Consider the following 15,611-nt stretch of genomic DNA (forward strand, 5'->3'; position numbering starts at 1 on the left):
CGGGATGGTTTCGCGGTTGCAGCAATTGCGGGCCATGGGACTAGGTGAAACGTGCTCCTGCGAAGGCAGGAGTCCAGTTCGATCGGCAGGACTGGGCTCCTGCCTTCGCAGGAGCACATCAACTTTAGCCGCTTCGTAGCAGGCCCACGGCGGCATCGCGTTCGAAGAGGTAGAGACAGGTTCGGGCAGCCTCCCCTCTGGCTTCGGTGAGGCCGCCGTCCCGGTCGATCAGGAGATGCGCGTCATCCCGGGCTGAGTCCAGCAGCGCGGAGAGATGTTCCGGGGTGGCGAGTTTGAGTTGCTGTTCGCCCGATTGGCGGGTGCCCAGGATTTCGCCCGCGCCGCGCAGGCGGAGGTCTTCTTCGGCTATGCGGAAGCCGTCATTGGTTTCTCGCATCAGGGCCAGGCGCGCGCGGCTGGTTTCGCTCAGCGCGCCGCCGCGCAGGAGGATGCAGACCGAATGGTTCTGGCCTCGGCCGACGCGGCCTCTGAGCTGGTGAAGTTGGGCGAGGCCGAAGCGTTCGGCGCCTTCTATGATGATGAGGTTGGAATTGGGAACGTCGACGCCCACTTCGATGACCGTGGTGGCGACAAGTATCCTGGTGCGGGCCGAAGCGAAGGCGTCCATCGCGGCGTCCTTTTCCGGCCCCTTCATGCGGCCGTGGACAAGGCCGACCAACTCGCCAAAGCGCATTTTCAGCATTTCGGCGCGGGCTTCGGCGGCGGCGAGGTCGCTGGTTTCGCTTTCCTCGACCAAGGGGCAGACCCAATAGGCCTGACCGCCGCCTTCGACATGGCGGGCAAGTGCTTCGACCACTTCATCCAGGCGGTTGGCGGACATGACGACCGTCTGGATCGGCTGGCGGCCGGGGGGCATCTCGTCGAGGCGGGAGACGTCCATTTCGCCATAATAAGTGAGCGTCAGCGTGCGCGGGATCGGGGTAGCGGTCATCACCAGCAGATGGGGGGTACGTTCGGCTTTCGAGGCAAGCATCATGCGTTGGGCGACCCCGAAGCGATGCTGTTCATCGATCACCGCCAGCGCGAGATTCTTGTAGCGCACGGCTTCCTGGAAGATGGCGTGGGTGCCGACGAGGATATCGATGCTGGCGTCCGCCAGGCCCATGAGGGTGGATTCGCGGGTCTTGCCCTTTTCCCGGCCAGTGAGGATGGCGATGGTGACAGGCAGGCCCGACGCCATTTTGCGCAGCGTTTCATAATGCTGGCGGGCGAGGATTTCCGTGGGTGCGAGGAGCGCGCCCTGGGCGCCCGCTTCGACCGTGTTGAGGAGCGCCATCAGCGCGACCAGAGTCTTGCCCGAGCCTACATCGCCTTGCAGCAGGCGGAGCATCGGGACGGCCTGGGCCATGTCGCCTTCAATCTCCGAAAAGGCGCAGCGTTGCGCTCCGGTCGGCGCAAAGGGCAATTGGAGCATGGCGCGAAGGCGGCCGTCTCCGGCGATGGGAACGCCCCTGCGTTTGCGGGAAGACTGGCGGACCAGCATCAGCGCGAGCTGACCGGCGAAGATTTCATCATAAGCGAGACGTTCGCGCGCCTGCGCGTCGGAGGGGTCGGCGTGGATGCGGGTGAGCGCTTCGTGCCATGTGGGCCAGCCCTTGCGGGCGAGCAGGCTGGGTTCGATCCATTCGGGGAGATCCGGGGCGCGGGTCAGGGCTTGGGTGGCCAGATCGCGCATGCGGTTGTTGGTCAGGCCTTCGGAAAGACCATAGACCGGCTCGCGGGCAGGGATCGTCGCGGCTTCCTCGGGGGGAAGGACATAGTCCGGGTGGACGATCTGGAGATTGTCGCCATAGGCCTCCAGCTTGCCGGAGATGAATTTGGGCTCGTTCAAGGGCAATAGCTTGCGGGGCCAGGCGCTGTTGCGGCCGAAATAAACCAGCGCGACGCTATTGCCGCGCTTGTCCTGCGCGATGACGCGGAAGGGCGCGCGGGCGCTGCCGGATGCCCGATAGTCGGTGGGGGTGAGTTCTATGCCGATGACCCGGCCGGAGTCGGAGAGAATCAGTTCGTCCACCATCCGACGGTCGATGAAGCTGACCGGGAGATGGAAGGCCACGTCGACGGCGCGGGCCAGCCCCAGGCGCTCCAGCGGTTTTGCGAGCGCGGGGCCTACGCCTTTCAGCGCTTCGATTTCGGTGAAGAGTGGGTTGAGGATATCGGGTCGCATGGCTATCTGGCGGTGTCTAGCCCAGCCGGGACGATGCGCAAACATCCGATCGGCAATTTTGGCATGTTCGGTTAAGGAACAAATTGTGAACGAAGATCCCCGTATCCGCCGCCTGCAATTTCGGGCCTGGCATCGCGGCATCAAGGAAGCGGACCTTGCGGTGGGCGGGTATTTCGATCGCTACCATGCCGAGTGGGGCGAGGAAGAGATTCAGTGGTTCGAGCGGTTCATGGATGAGCAGGATGCCGACATCATGGCTTGGGCCATGGGCGTGCTGCCGGTGCCGGAGGAGTGGCAGGGCGCGATGTGGGACAAGTTCGCCAAGCTGGATTTTGTGGAAATCGGGAAGAAATAAGCCTCTCCCCGTTCGGGCCGAGCGAAGCCGAAGCCCCTTGATCGAACGAAATGAGATCATCCCAACCCGGCTTCGCCTTCGCTCAGGCAGGCACTTCGACAAGCTCAGCGCGAACGGATGTTGTTAGTTTGACCGACCTTCTCAAGATTCTCAAAGCCTCCAACCCGATTACGCTTTCCGGGGTGCCCGCCGGCTTCCAGCCATGGTTGCTGGCGGACATCGCTCGGGCGGCGCCTTCGCGCGCGCTGTTCGTGGCGCCGGATGAGCAACTCATGCGGGCGGTGGCGGATACGGCGCATTATTTCGCGCCGGAGATCGAGATCGTCGAAATTCCCGCCTGGGACTGCCTGCCCTACGACCGGGCCAGTCCTTCGCTGCGGACGGCTTCGGCGCGATTGGCTGGCTTGCATGCCTTGCAGGCGAAGCCCAAGGGGCCGCAGCTTGTTCTGACGACGCTCAATGCGTTGACGCAGAGGACTTTGACGCCTTTTCGCGTGCGGCAGTTGGTGGCGAAGCTCGCGCCCAAGGAGCGGATCGCGATTTCGCGGCTGGCGGAGATGTTGCAGGCCAATGGCTATGTGCGGACCGATACCGTGCATGACAGGGGCGAATTCGCCATTCGCGGCGGCATTGTCGATCTGTTTCCCGGCGGCGAGGAGCAGCCTTTACGGCTCGATTTCTTCGGGGATGAGATTGAGACGGTGCGGCGCTTCGATCCCGCCGATCAGCGGACCAGCGGGAGTGTCGAGGGCTTCACTCTGCTGCCTGCGTCCGAGGCTTTGTTGGACGAGGAGACGATCAAGCGGTTCCGCGGGCGCTATCGCGAGACGTTCGGGGCCACGGCGACGGGCGATCCGCTCTATCAGGCGGTGAGCGACGGACGGCGGTTGGCGGGTATGGAACATTGGTTGCCGCTGTTCGAGGAACGGCTGGTGCCGATGACCGAGCATCTGGGCGACGACACGCTGGTCGTGCTGGATCATGGCGTGGCGGGCGCGGCCGAGGCGCGGTTCGAGGCGATCCGGGATTATCACGCCAATCGCGTGCAGGCGAAGTCCTCCGATCCGGGGGCGTATCGGCCGCTGGAGCCCAAGGCGCTCTATCTGGATGCCGAAGAATGGGATGCCGTCGCGCGCGAGTGGCCGATGCATGCCACCACCCCTTTTCATGAGCCGGAAAGCGCCTCGGTCCTGGATTTCGCGGTTGATGGCCCTCGCGATTTCGCGCCGGAGCGGGCGCAGAACGCCAATGTGTATGAGGCGGTCGGCAAGCATATCGGTTCGCTCCAGCGGGCGAAGAAGAAGGTCGTCATCGCCAGTTACTCGGTGGGCGCGCGGGAGCGGCTTTCGGGGCTGCTGGCCGATCATGGGCTGAAGCGGATCGCGGCGGCGGATAGCTGGCAGGAGGCTTTGGGAATCGCTGCGGGCGGCAGCGCTGTGCTGACCGTCTTGCCGCTGGATCATGGCTTTACCGCGCCCGACGTGGCCGTGCTGACAGAGCAGGACATGCTGGGCGACCGGCTGGTGCGGCGGGCCAAGCGGAAGAAGAATGCCGACGCCTTCCTTCAGGAACTGGCGACGCTCTCCCCCGGCGATCTGGTCGTGCATATGGATCACGGCATCGGCCGCTATGAAGGGCTGACGCAGATTCCGGTGGCCAAGGCGGCGCATGATTGCGTGGCGCTGGAATATGCGGGCGGCGACAAGCTCTATGTGCCGGTGGAGAATCTGGAGGTTCTCTCCCGCTATGGCTCCGACAGCGAGGGCGTGAGCCTCGACAAGCTGGGCGGAGAGGCCTGGCAACGGCGCAAGGCGCGGATGAAGGAGCGCATCCGCGAGATTGCGGGCGAGCTGCTCAAGACGGCAGCGGAGCGAGCGCTGCGGGCCGCGACGGTGGCGGAACCGGATAGTGCGGGTTATCCGGCTTTTGTCGATCGCTTCCCCTATCAGGAGACCGAGGATCAGGACCGCGCGATCATGGATGTGGTCGAAGATCTGGGCGCGGGCCGCCCGATGGACCGGCTGGTGTGCGGCGATGTGGGCTTCGGCAAGACGGAGGTGGCCTTGCGCGCCGCATTCGTGGCGGCGATGGCGGGGATGCAGGTGGTGCTGATCTGCCCCACCACCCTGCTCGCCCGGCAGCATCATATGAATTTCGAGGAGCGCTTCCGTGGCTTTCCGGTGAATATCGGGCGCCTGTCGCGGTTGGTGCCGGACAAGGAAGCAAAAGCCGTCAAGGCGGGCCTTGCCGACGGAACCGTCGATATTGTGGTGGGAACCCATGCGCTGCTGGCGAAGGGGCTGGAGTTCAAGCGGCTGGGGCTGGTCATCGTCGACGAGGAACAGCGGTTCGGCGTGACGCACAAGGAGCGGCTGAAGAGCCTCAAGACCGATGTGCATGTGCTGACGCTGACGGCGACGCCGATCCCGCGCACATTGCAAATGGCCATGTCGGGCCTGCGCGAATTGTCCGTCATTCAGACGCCGCCGGTCGATCGTCTGGCGGTGCGGACCTATATCATGCCCTGGGACGGGGTGGTGATCCGCGAGGCTCTGCTGCGCGAACATTATCGCGGGGGGCAGAGCTTCTTCGTGGTGCCGCGCATTTCCGACCTGACCGAGATAGAGGAGTTCCTGCGGACGGAGGTGCCGGAGGTTCGGCCCGTCGTCGCGCATGGGCAGATGAGCGCCACGGAAGTCGAGGAGCGCATGTCGTCCTTCTACGACAAGCGCTACGACGTCCTGCTGTCGACCACCATCGTCGAGAGCGGGCTGGATATTCCTTCGGCCAATACGCTCATCATCCATCGGGCCGATCGCTTTGGGCTGGCGCAGCTTTACCAGCTTCGCGGGCGGGTCGGGCGCGCGAAGACGCGGGCCTATGCCTATTTCACCACGCCTGCGAATCGGGTGATCACCGAAACGGCGGAAAAGCGGCTAAAGGTGCTGTCCGATCTGGATACGCTGGGGGCCGGGTTCCAGTTGGCCTCCCACGATCTGGATATTCGCGGCGCGGGGAACCTCGTCGGGGACGAGCAGTCCGGGCATATCAAGGAAGTCGGATTCGAACTGTACCAGTCGATGCTGGAGGATGCGATCCTGGAGGCAAAGGCGGGCGGCGCGGGTCTGGAGAAGGCGCGCGACAGCTTCTCGCCGCAAATCAGCGTCGATGCGCCGATCATGATTCCGGAGGATTATGTGCCGGATCTGGACCTGCGCATGGGACTCTACCGGCGCTTGAACGAGGTCGAGGACCGGCAGGGGCTGGAGGCTTTCGCAGCGGAACTGATCGACCGCTTCGGCAAGCTGCCAGCGCCGACGCAGAATCTGTTCAAGATCATCGAGATCAAGCAGAATTGCGTGGCCGCCAATATCGCCAAGATCGATGTGGGGCCAAAGGGCGCGCTGGTCAGCTTCTTCGAGGATCGCTTCCCGCGGCCCGAGGCGCTGGTGGCTTATATTCAGCGGTTGAATGGAGTCGCCCGGTTGCGGCCGGACAGCAAGATCGTGGTGAACCGGGCCTGGGCCGATCCAGGGGCGCGGTTGAACGGGGCTTTGCAGCTTTCGAAGGGATTGGCGAAGGCGGCAGGGTAGAATTATGTGAGGCTCAGGGTTTCAACGCCAGCGCGACCAGATCGGCGGAGGAGACTCCTGCCGAGCGGAGGAAGCCCTGATAATAGTCGCAGCCTTCGCGGGACAGGAGATCGAGCTGCTGTTCGGTTTCCACGCCTTCCGCAATCACATGTAGGCCCAGCGACTTGGCCATGTGGATGACGCCGCGCACGATGATGCGGTCGCGGGCAGTTCCGGCGATGTCTTGTGCCAAGCCGCTGTCGATCTTCAGATAATCGAGCGGCAGGCTTTTCAGATAGGCCAGGCTAGAATAGCCGGTGCCGAAATCATCCACCGCGACCGCCAGCCCTTCGGCGCGCAGGGCCGTCAGCAGGGCGGTGGCGTTGTCCACATCCTCCATCAGACCGCTTTCGGTGATCTCCACCGTCAGGCGCGAACGGGGAAACCCGCTGGTATCCACCAGATTCAGCAATTGCGGCATGAAGCCAGGCTGGGCGATATCTTCCGCCGTGACGTTGATCGACAGGCGGAGATGGGACAGCGCGCGAGGCCATGCAGCCGCCTGACGAAGCGCTTCGGCCTGGATGTGCGCGGAAAGCGGAAGCATATAGTCGGAACGCTCCGCCGTTGCGAACAACATGCCTGCCCCCAGCGCCCCATATTGCGGGTGATTCCAGCGGGCCAGCGCCTCGACCCCGATCATATGTTCGCCATCGACGGGATATTGCGGCTGAAACAGGATGGCGATCTCGCCGCGATGGAGAGCAAGGCGCAGGTCGGTTTCCAACTGGTCGGCATCGACCTGACGGCTACGCTTTTCCGAGGAGAAAATGCGGATGCCCTCCCCTCCCCCGACTCTGGCGTCCGCCAAGGCCGTGCCGGCGCGGCGGATGAGGCGGGTGGCGTCATCGTCGGACCGCGACTGGGCAATGCCGCAGCGAGCGGTCAGGCGGATGAGATGGTCACCCGCGCTGAAAGGGCGGCCTATGGCGCCGATCAGTTGCCGGGCGAGGAAGGTCGCCTTCTCGGCCGTGGCGGCTTCCCCGGTCAAACCGATCAAGAATTCCGTCCCGGCGATGCGCGCCACCATGGCGCCGACGGCCATGTCGACGGTCATGCGCTCGATCCGGCGGGCGATGCGGCCCAGCAGCGCGTCCCCCACCACCTGACCATAGGCCGCGTTCATCCGGTCGAACTGACTGATCGAGAGCAGCAGGACCGTGGTCGCCAACCCCTTGCGCCGCTCGAGCCAGTCAAGCGCCGCCGGGCGCGAGCGTAGGCCGGTCAGGTCGTCGCGGCCCGTCTCATCAGGGCCATGAGCGTCGGAAAGCCACTCCACATCCGCCGCAACCACGCCGTCGATCAGCCGCAGATGATGGACCAGCCGGTCGCCGGGGCGGCCGGGCGCGGCGTGGGCGAAGGCTTCGGGGCGGCCGGACCGCATCATGCCGCGCAAGGCCGCCATCACGGAACGGCGCTCCGAACGCGGCAGGCAGCGGATGAAACCCGCCGGACCGATGCTCTGTTCATCAAGGCCAAGATGGCGGGCAAGATTGTCGCTGAGGCGGATGCGATCCCCCTCCCTTTCCCAAAACAGCGCGTCGCCGCGCCGGATGCGCTGGGCGCGCCGACTATGCGTAGCGCCGCCGACCAGCCGGTCGACCAGCCGCTGGGCGGAAGCGAGTGTGGCGCGCAAGTCGCCGGGCGTGAAGGGCGCGGCGAGAAAATGCGTGGCCCCAACCTCCAGCAACCGCGGCACGGCGGCGATATCCTGTCCGTCGACCAGCACGATCAGCGCGCCGCCGCCCGCATCGACCGCCGGGACCAAGGCGGTGATCAAACGGACGTCGCCGTCGCGCGCGCCCCGCATGTCGACCAGAGCGATCTGGGCATCGCTGTGGAGGAAGCGTTGCGCCGCGTCGGTGGCGCGCCGGGCCGCCATCGCCCGCCAGCCAGCCGTCCGCGCCTGCTGTGACAGCCCGTCGCGGTCGCCCGGCGACAGGATGAAGAGGCTGCGCTGTCCGTCCAGTGCGGTCTCACCGCTCACTTGATGCTCCTCGGGACGGCCCATCGTCCCACTCTAACCCTTATCGGTTAGCGACCTGTTTACGTTGTCGCAACCGGGGACGCTTGCACGGCGCAGGTCCATCGCCTAGCTAGGAAATATGGAGAAGGTCGATCTTGGGCGTACGGCGCTGACCGATGCACTCGGCCGCCGGATCAGCTATTTGCGGATTTCGGTGACGGACCGCTGCGACCTGCGCTGCCGCTATTGCATGGCGGAGCGGATGACTTTCCTGCCCAAGGACCAAGTGCTGACGCTGGAGGAGATCGCGCTGCTGGCCGACATCTTCATCGCGCGGGGCGTGCGCAGGATCAGGCTGACCGGCGGCGAGCCGCTGGTGCGGCGGGACATTATCGACCTCGTCCGTCGCATCGGGCGGCATCTGGGCGAAGGGCTGGATGAGCTGACGCTCACCACCAACGGCACAAGGCTGGCGCAGCATGCACAGGCGCTGGCCGATGCAGGCGTGCGGCGGATCAACGTCAGCCTGGACAGCCGCGATCCGGATCGCTTCGCCCATGTGACGCGCAATGGCGACATCCGGCCGGTGTTCGAAGGGCTGGAGGCGGCGCGGGCCGCCAGGCTGGCAGTGAAGATCAATATGGTGGCGCTCAAGGGCATCAATGAGGATGAAATCCTGCCGATGCTGCACTGGTGCGATGCTCAAGGCTTCGACCTGACGCTGATCGAGACGATGCCATTGGGCGAAACCGGGGAAGATCGGACCGACCATTATCTGCCGTTGACGCAGGTGGCCGATTCGATCGGGCAGCATCATGCACTGACGCCGATCGCGCATCGCACCGGCGGACCCGCACGCTATCATGCGGTCGAGGGTCTTGGTGTCCGCTTGGGGCTGATCACGCCGCTCACCAATAATTTCTGCGCCGATTGCAACCGCATGCGCATGACCTGTGAGGGCAAGATCTTCATGTGCCTGGGTCATGAAGATCATGTCGACCTGAAAACCGCCTTCCGCGAAGGTGGGCTGGATGCGGTGGAACCGTTGATCGATCGCGCGCTGCGGCTGAAACCCGCGGCCCATGATTTCCGCATCGGCGCAGGAACTGAGGCGGCGGTCAGGCGGCATATGAGCGTGACCGGCGGATGACCGAAGACGTTCGGCGCGCCTTGGTCGCCTCCCCCAGTCCGGCAGCCAAGGCGGCGGAGGAAAGGCTGCGCGCCGCCTATGATTTCGTGCCCGTCGATCAGGCGGACATGATCATCGCGCTGGGCGGCGACGGCTTCATGCTCCAGACGCTGCACGCCATGCTGGAGGGGCGGCGGATTTTGCCGGTGTTCGGCATGAACCTCGGCACGGTCGGCTTCCTGATGAACGAATGGCGGCTGGAACGGCTGGAACAGCGGATCGAGGCGGCCAAGCTGTTCAAGGTCAATCCGTTGCGCATGACCGTCGATACTGTGGATGGAGAGCGATTCTCGATCCCCGCCATCAATGAAGTCTCGCTGCTGCGTGAAACGCGCCAGACCGCCAAGCTGGAGGTGAAGGTCAACGACCGCACCGTCTTGCCCGAACTGGTTTGCGACGGCGTGCTGGTGGCCACGCCTGCGGGATCGACGGCCTATAATCTCTCGGCCCATGGACCCATCCTGCCTTTGGGATCGGCGCTGGTGGCGCTGACGCCGATCAGCCCTTTCCGTCCCCGGCGCTGGCGCGGAGCCATTCTGCCGGAAAATACCGCGATCCAGTTCACCGTGCTCGATCCGGTGAAGCGCCCGGTCAGCGCCGTGGCCGATCAGCGCGAAGTGCGCGACATCGCGCAGGTAGAGGTGAAGATCGATCGCGCGACGCCGCTGACGCTGCTGTTCGACCCGGAACATACGCTGGACGACCGGATCGCGGCGGAACAGTTCATCGCGTAAAAATTCCGCAATTTGGCGCTTGCCATTGTCGGAAAGCCGCTGCTATAGGCGCGGCCTGCCCGGCGAAAGCCGGGTTGCTCCCCGATAGCTCAGCGGTAGAGCATTCGACTGTTAATCGAATGGCCGTAGGTTCGAATCCTACTCGGGGAGCCAATTTTCATCCGGCGGCTGAGGCCGGAAAAACCTTCCATAATCAAATAGATCGGCGCTTTTGATTGGATCGCGCCCCATGCTTCGTGCAGTCGGGGCGGTTTATCCATTTTTTGAGGCGGGAGGGTTTCCAGACCCTTGCCATTCCGCAAAAGCCGCTGCTATAGGCGCGGCCTGCCCGGCGAAAGCCAGGTTGCTCCCCGATAGCTCAGCGGTAGAGCATTCGACTGTTAATCGAATGGCCGTAGGTTCGAATCCTACTCGGGGAGCCAATTTGACCGGGCCAGACAAGTTTTTCCTGACGCTCAGCGCCGATGCGCGACCAGCGATTTACCTTAACGCGGTTCCGACGGTGGAACTGCCATCCTGCCTGCGCAGGGATCTGGTTCGGTATCCGGAATGCCCAAGGATGTACCCGCAAAATAGTTGCGGGCGGACACCAGGGGTGCCGCCCGCAAGATATGCAGTCTTTAAGCCCGTTTCAGCGGGAGGCGTATTGCCGGCCCCGTGTCGCCAGAGCCCAGCGTTGCGGCGTGGCGTCGGCCACATTTTCCCGCACGAAACATTGGCCGCGACGGGCCTTGACCGCGTGGCAAAGCGCCATCGCCTCAGCCCGATCGTCAAAGCCGCCGACGGCTAGACGAGCCAAGGTCGCGCCGTTCACCGTGACTTGGCTGGTGAGGACAGGCAGGCTCGCCAAAGCGCCATTGCGGCGGGCCATGGCATACCATTTTTCCTTCGCGATGGCCGCATTGTCATAGGCGCCAAGCTGAACCACCCAGTTGCTGCCGCCCTTGCCGCTAGGGCGGAAAGCGAGTTGCTGGATGCGCGCGGATTGCGGGGCGCGCGCAGGCTGAGCGGCACGAACAGACGAGGCCTGATGCGGCGCAGCAACACGGACAGGGGTCGCGATGGCCTGGATCATCGGCGCAACCGCTTCTGCAACGGCCGGTTGCGGCGCGGGATCGGCAGCGGCGATCTCAACGGGTGCGGTTTCGACGGTTTGCGCGGCGGAAACGGCCTGCTCCACGGGAACGGCCTCCGCCATCTGCGCTGGCGTGGTCGCAGGTGCCAGGGCCAGGGCGACCGGCTGACCTGCATCGGCGCCGTTGATCGTCACGCCCATCAGAGCGGCTACCCGCTGCTGCGAAAGGCCAGGCGCTGCATTCTGCGCCCATTGGGTGATGCGCTGATTAGCGGCGAGCGGATCAAGGTCGAAGCCCGCCATCATGCGCGCATCCTTCCACCGGCCAGCCAATGCATAGGCATAGGCCAGATTCTGACGGGTGCGCGCAGTGGCCGACGGGTCGTGGATCACTTCGGAGAGGATGCGCACGCCTTCCGGCGCGTCGCCCGCCATCGCCATGGCGAGGCCATAGTCGGCGGCAGGCACGATGTCGGCATGGTTGGCGAGCAGGTCGCGGGCGGCGCGATCCTTGCCTAGCGCAACTTCGACCAGCGCCAGGGTGATGATGGTGCGCGCATCGCGATTGCCCAGCGTCATCGCGTCCGACAGCGCGGTTTCGGCCGAAGCGAAGCGACCGTCCGCCACATAGGCGCGGCCGAGCAACTGGCGATAGCGGACGTCCTGCGGCGCGGCCTGTACGGCGGCTTCGGCCAGTTCGACCGCGCGGGCGCCATCGCGGTCGGCCAGCGCCTTTTCGACATTGGCGGCGAGACGATCGGGATCATTTTGCGGAGCGATCGCGGCGGGGCGGAAGGCCGCGCCGGTGCATCCCACCATGGTCGTGCCGATAAGCATCGACGCGACCGCTGCTTTGGCGAAGGCCTTGCGCTTCATGGCTTTTCCCAACCCTTAATTGTTGCCGCGAGCGCGCGGCAGTTGCTGGGCCAGCCGGTCGACATCCGGCAAGCTGCTGAGGAACGAGTCGAGCGCTTCGGTCACCATCTGCTGCGCCGAACGGCCGACGATTGCGCTGGCAAGCCGCAGCTTCAGATGGCGGTCGGCGTCGAGCCGCAGGGTGAAGGCGGCCTTGCGGCCCTTCGCCACGACGGCAGCATGGGCCTTCCTTTTCGGCTTTTCGACCTTGGCCGGGACACTGGCCTCGGCAATGCGCTCGGCCAGTTCCTCGCGCTCGGTCACCACGACGGGCACTGGAGCCATGACCGGAACGGCGGTCATCGGCGTCAGACCGGCCACGGAGCGGGATTCGGTCGGCGCAGGTTCGGGCTGCGTCACGTCAAAGCCCATGTCGTTCCAGCCCAGATCCTCCTGGAGCGCAGTGGCTCCAGCAGTCAGGCCGAATACCGGACGGCGCATGGCGGGAGAAGCAGCGCCCTTGCGGGCCAGCAGACCGGAAGTCAGCGAGGCGAGAGGTTTCGGTTCGACCATGATATTCCCCTCCCCTTACTGCGAGACCCGGCGGCCGAAGCCACCGCTTGCCGGACGGACCGTGCCTGCCGCGCCGACCGCATTGTGCGGGACGGAAAAGACGGTGCGGCGGAAATTCTTTTCGAGCCGGTCCGAGATATAGGTCCAAAGCTGGGTGACCTCTCCGGCGGAACGGCCCTTGGGGTCGACCTCCATCACTGTGCGGCCGTCGATCATCGAGGCGGCGAAATCGGTGCGATGGTGCAGCGTGATCGGGGCGACCGTGCCATGTTGCGACAGGGCGACGGCGGCTTCGGAGGTGATCCGCGCCTTGGGCGTCGCGCCGTTGACCACGAAGATCAGCGGCTTGCCCGCACGCTCGCACAGGTCGACCGTGGCGCCCACGGCGCGCAGGTCGTGCGGGCTGGGACGGGTCGGGACGACGATCAGCTCGGCCACCGAGATGACGCTCTGGATCGCCATGGTGATCGCGGGAGGAGTGTCGATGACGGCCAGCTTGAAACCCTGCTGGCGAAGAATTTCAAGGTCGGCAGCCAGGCGGGCGACGGTCGTCTGGGCGAAGGCGGGATATTCGGCCTCGCGCTCGTTCCACCAGTCGGCCAGCGATCCCTGCGGGTCGATGTCGATCAGCACGACCGGACCTGCGCCCGCCATCTGGGCCTGAACGGCCAGATGCCCCGACAGGGTGGTCTTGCCCGATCCCCCTTTTTGCGATGCCAATGCCAATATGCGCACGCAACTTCCCCCAGAAAATCCAATTGAGGCAAGGAGTGCCACAGGCCCGCCTAAGAATTGGTTAATCCGCGTGGAAGCCTGACGGACGGTAAAAAGGCGATGTTCTTAATGCTAAGTCGCTATTAACCTTGCTGCGGCATAGGATCGCGCAAGAACCCATTGGGAGCATGAGCATGAGGCGTATCTGGGGCGTGCTGGCCGCTGGAACGATGTTGAGCCTGGCGCAACTGGGCTTGGCCGGGGCGGCGCTGGCCGATGTGAAGGCGGGCGTCGATGCCTGGCAGCAGGGCGACTATGCCAAGGCCGTCGCCGTCTGGCAGCCCCTCGCGCAGGCCGGCGATCCCGATGCGCAGTTCAACATGGGGCAGGCCTATAAGCTGGGCCGGGGCGTTAAGGCCGATCCGGCCGCCGCGATCGATTGGTATCGCAAGGCGGCGAAACAGGGTCATAGCCGCGCCGAGGACAATTTGGGGCTGCTGATGTTCCAGCAGGGCGACCGGGCGGGCGCCCTCCCCTATTTGCAGCGTGCCGCAGACCGGGGCGAGCCGCGCGCCCAATATATCGTCGGCACGGCCCTGTTCAACGGCGACCTGACGGCGAAGAACTGGGTGCGGGCCTATGCGCTGATGACGCGGGCATCCGAATCCGGGCTGGCGCAGGCGACGGCGAGCCTTCGCCAGATGGACAAATATATTCCGCAGGATCAGCGCAATGATGGCATCGCCATGGCGCGATCCATCGGTCGGCAGGAAAAGACGGCGCTGACGGCGGATGAACCTCGCCAGTCCGCGCCCGTCTCGCGTGAAGCGCCCAAGCCGATCCGGACGACGCAATTGCCGCCCTCCACTCCGCCCAAACCCAAGGCTCCTGAAGTCGCGCCCACACCCGCGCCCGCGCCCGCGAAGGTGGCAGCAGTCAAGCCGACCGCTCCCAAGCCTGCCTTGCCCAAGGCAAGCAGCGGCGGATGGCGTGTGCAGATCGGCGCATTCAGTGCGGAAACGCGCGCGCGCGCGCTTTGGAGCCAGCTCAGCGCCAAGGTCAGCGGCTTGTCGAGCTATCAACCCTATATAGTGACGAGCGGCGGGGTGACGCGGTTGCAGGCCGGCCCCCTTGCGAGCAATGCGGACGCCGCCAAGCTATGCGGCGCGATCAAGGCTGCGGGCGCGGAGTGCATGCCCAAGAAGATGTAAATCTTACCAAAGCTTGGAATTTAATTTCAAGCGTGCGATAATGGGACTTCAGCACGGAGCGTCCCATGTCGGTCGAAAATCAATCGGTGATCAACGCGCTGGTGGAGGGGATATTGGGCCCGGAGGCAGCGCATGCGGTGCTGGCGGCGCTCGATATCGATCCCACACTAATGGCTGAGCGCGGTCCTGCCATATCCCGCGCCGCCTTCGCCATGGCAATGAACATCGCCCTGTTTCACGACTTGCTGGAGCGGGTGCCGAGCGGCGCGGCCTATGTCGAAGACCGGCTGGCGCGAGGCGGCAAGGTGGTGTTCGATCATGGCGCGTTGCGCACGGTGCGGCTGGCCCAAGGCCCGACCGGCGAATTGCCGCCGGGCGAAGAGGCCTTTACCCGCATATTGGCGCCGCTGGGCTATGAGATGGCGGCGGTCTATCCGCTGGACCGGCTGCGGATGACCGGGCGTGCCTATCGCCATGCCGATCTGCCCGAAGCCATTCCGCAATTCTTCCTGTCCGAACTGCATGTCGACCGCTTTGACCCGGAATTTGCCGAGGTTGCGGCGCGGGTGTTCGGCACCTCGCGCGATCCGTTGACTGCGGAAGCCAAGGCGGTGTTGGAGAGATATGCGGACGGTCGTCCCGTTTCCCTCGCAGAAGCTGCGGCAGCGTTGCCAGTGATCGTCGCGGCCTTCGACCGGCAGCATGAACCAGCGAGCATAGAGGATTATGAGTTGCTGCTATCCCGGTCTCATGAGGCGGGCTGGATCGCAACCGAGGGCAATGCCTTCAACCATGCGACGGACCGGGTGGCGGATGTGGCCGCGCTGGCGGAGCGACTGAAGGTGGAGGACTGGCCGATCAAGGATCGGCTGGAGATTTCCCGCACTGGGCGGGTGCGGCAGACGGCCCTTCGCGCAGATACCGTGGAGCGGCTCTTTGCCGGGGATGAATTGCGCCGGGTGCCAGGGTCTTTCTATGAATTCATCAGCCGGGACATCGATCCTGAGACGGGTGGATTGGACCTTGCCTTCGACACCGGCAATGCGACGGGCATTTTCGCGATGACCAGCGCCCAGGGCGAAGGAAGCGCGTAACGGGTTGATCGGCGCGCGGGCTTGG

The 15,611-nt window shown here is 64.8% G+C and carries 11 protein-coding genes and 2 tRNA genes; 8 read left to right on the top strand and 5 right to left on the bottom strand.

What is annotated here, in order from left to right; genetic code table 11:
- Positions 1-124: 124 nt before the first annotated feature.
- Positions 125-2,188, bottom strand: a complete 2,064-nt coding sequence (gene recG, locus VVT58_RS05755; RefSeq protein WP_327752185.1) for an ATP-dependent DNA helicase RecG — start codon at positions 2,186-2,188, stop codon at positions 125-127.
- 85 nt (positions 2,189-2,273) lie between these two features.
- On the opposite strand from recG, the gene VVT58_RS05760 reads away from it, so the two are divergent.
- Together VVT58_RS05760 and mfd are read left to right on the top strand one after the other, a co-directional pair.
- Positions 2,274-2,543, top strand: coding sequence for a succinate dehydrogenase assembly factor 2 (locus VVT58_RS05760; RefSeq protein ID WP_327752184.1), 270 nt, complete (start codon positions 2,274-2,276; stop codon positions 2,541-2,543).
- A gap of 128 nt (positions 2,544-2,671) precedes the next feature.
- Positions 2,672-6,136 (top strand): transcription-repair coupling factor, encoded by a 3,465-nt coding sequence (gene mfd, locus VVT58_RS05765; protein ID WP_327752183.1) that lies wholly within the window; start codon positions 2,672-2,674, stop codon positions 6,134-6,136.
- A 13-nt stretch (positions 6,137-6,149) separates the two neighbouring features.
- Here mfd and VVT58_RS05770 read toward each other — a convergent pair whose 3' ends face one another.
- Positions 6,150-8,186 (bottom strand): putative bifunctional diguanylate cyclase/phosphodiesterase, encoded by a 2,037-nt coding sequence (locus VVT58_RS05770; protein ID WP_405053725.1) that lies wholly within the window; start codon positions 8,184-8,186, stop codon positions 6,150-6,152.
- 94 nt (positions 8,187-8,280) lie between these two features.
- On the opposite strand from VVT58_RS05770, the gene moaA reads away from it, so the two are divergent.
- From moaA to VVT58_RS05790, 4 genes are all read left to right on the top strand, one after another.
- Entirely contained in the window at positions 8,281-9,291 is a 1,011-nt protein-coding gene (moaA, locus tag VVT58_RS05775; protein WP_327752181.1) for a GTP 3',8-cyclase MoaA, read from the top strand.
- A complete protein-coding gene (locus VVT58_RS05780) occupies positions 9,288-10,064 on the top strand; it encodes an NAD kinase (RefSeq protein ID WP_066557182.1) in 777 nt (258 codons plus the stop codon). The genes moaA and VVT58_RS05780 overlap by 4 nt, the downstream gene beginning before the upstream one ends.
- Positions 10,065-10,142: 78 nt before the next feature.
- Positions 10,143-10,217: transfer RNA gene (locus VVT58_RS05785), tRNA-Asn, on the top strand.
- A gap of 194 nt (positions 10,218-10,411) precedes the next feature.
- Positions 10,412-10,486 (top strand) — tRNA-Asn (locus VVT58_RS05790).
- 209 nt (positions 10,487-10,695) lie between these two features.
- Here the strand turns inward: VVT58_RS05790 and VVT58_RS05795 are convergent.
- Genes VVT58_RS05795 through VVT58_RS05805 form a run of 3 tightly spaced genes read right to left on the bottom strand, consistent with a single transcriptional unit; the run spans position 10,696 to position 13,302 of the window.
- Positions 10,696-12,015 (bottom strand): SPOR domain-containing protein, encoded by a 1,320-nt coding sequence (locus tag VVT58_RS05795; RefSeq protein ID WP_327752179.1) that lies wholly within the window; start codon positions 12,013-12,015, stop codon positions 10,696-10,698.
- A 15-nt stretch (positions 12,016-12,030) separates the two neighbouring features.
- Complete coding sequence (locus tag VVT58_RS05800) at positions 12,031-12,567, bottom strand: hypothetical protein (protein ID WP_327752178.1); 537 nt, start codon at positions 12,565-12,567, stop codon at positions 12,031-12,033.
- Positions 12,568-12,582: 15 nt separating this feature from the next.
- A complete protein-coding gene (locus VVT58_RS05805) occupies positions 12,583-13,302 on the bottom strand; it encodes a ParA family protein (RefSeq protein ID WP_066556294.1) in 720 nt (239 codons plus the stop codon).
- A gap of 167 nt (positions 13,303-13,469) precedes the next feature.
- Here VVT58_RS05805 and VVT58_RS05810 point away from each other — a divergent pair, with 167 nt between their 5' ends.
- Entirely contained in the window at positions 13,470-14,492 is a 1,023-nt protein-coding gene (locus VVT58_RS05810; RefSeq protein ID WP_327752177.1) for an SPOR domain-containing protein, read from the top strand.
- Between the two features lie 65 nt (positions 14,493-14,557).
- Entirely contained in the window at positions 14,558-15,586 is a 1,029-nt protein-coding gene (locus VVT58_RS05815; RefSeq protein WP_327752176.1) for a DUF1338 domain-containing protein, read from the top strand.
- Positions 15,587-15,611 lie beyond the last annotated feature (25 nt).

The organism is Sphingobium sp. SJ10-10 (genome assembly GCF_036038995.2).
Lineage (GTDB): Bacteria > Pseudomonadota > Alphaproteobacteria > Sphingomonadales > Sphingomonadaceae > Sphingobium.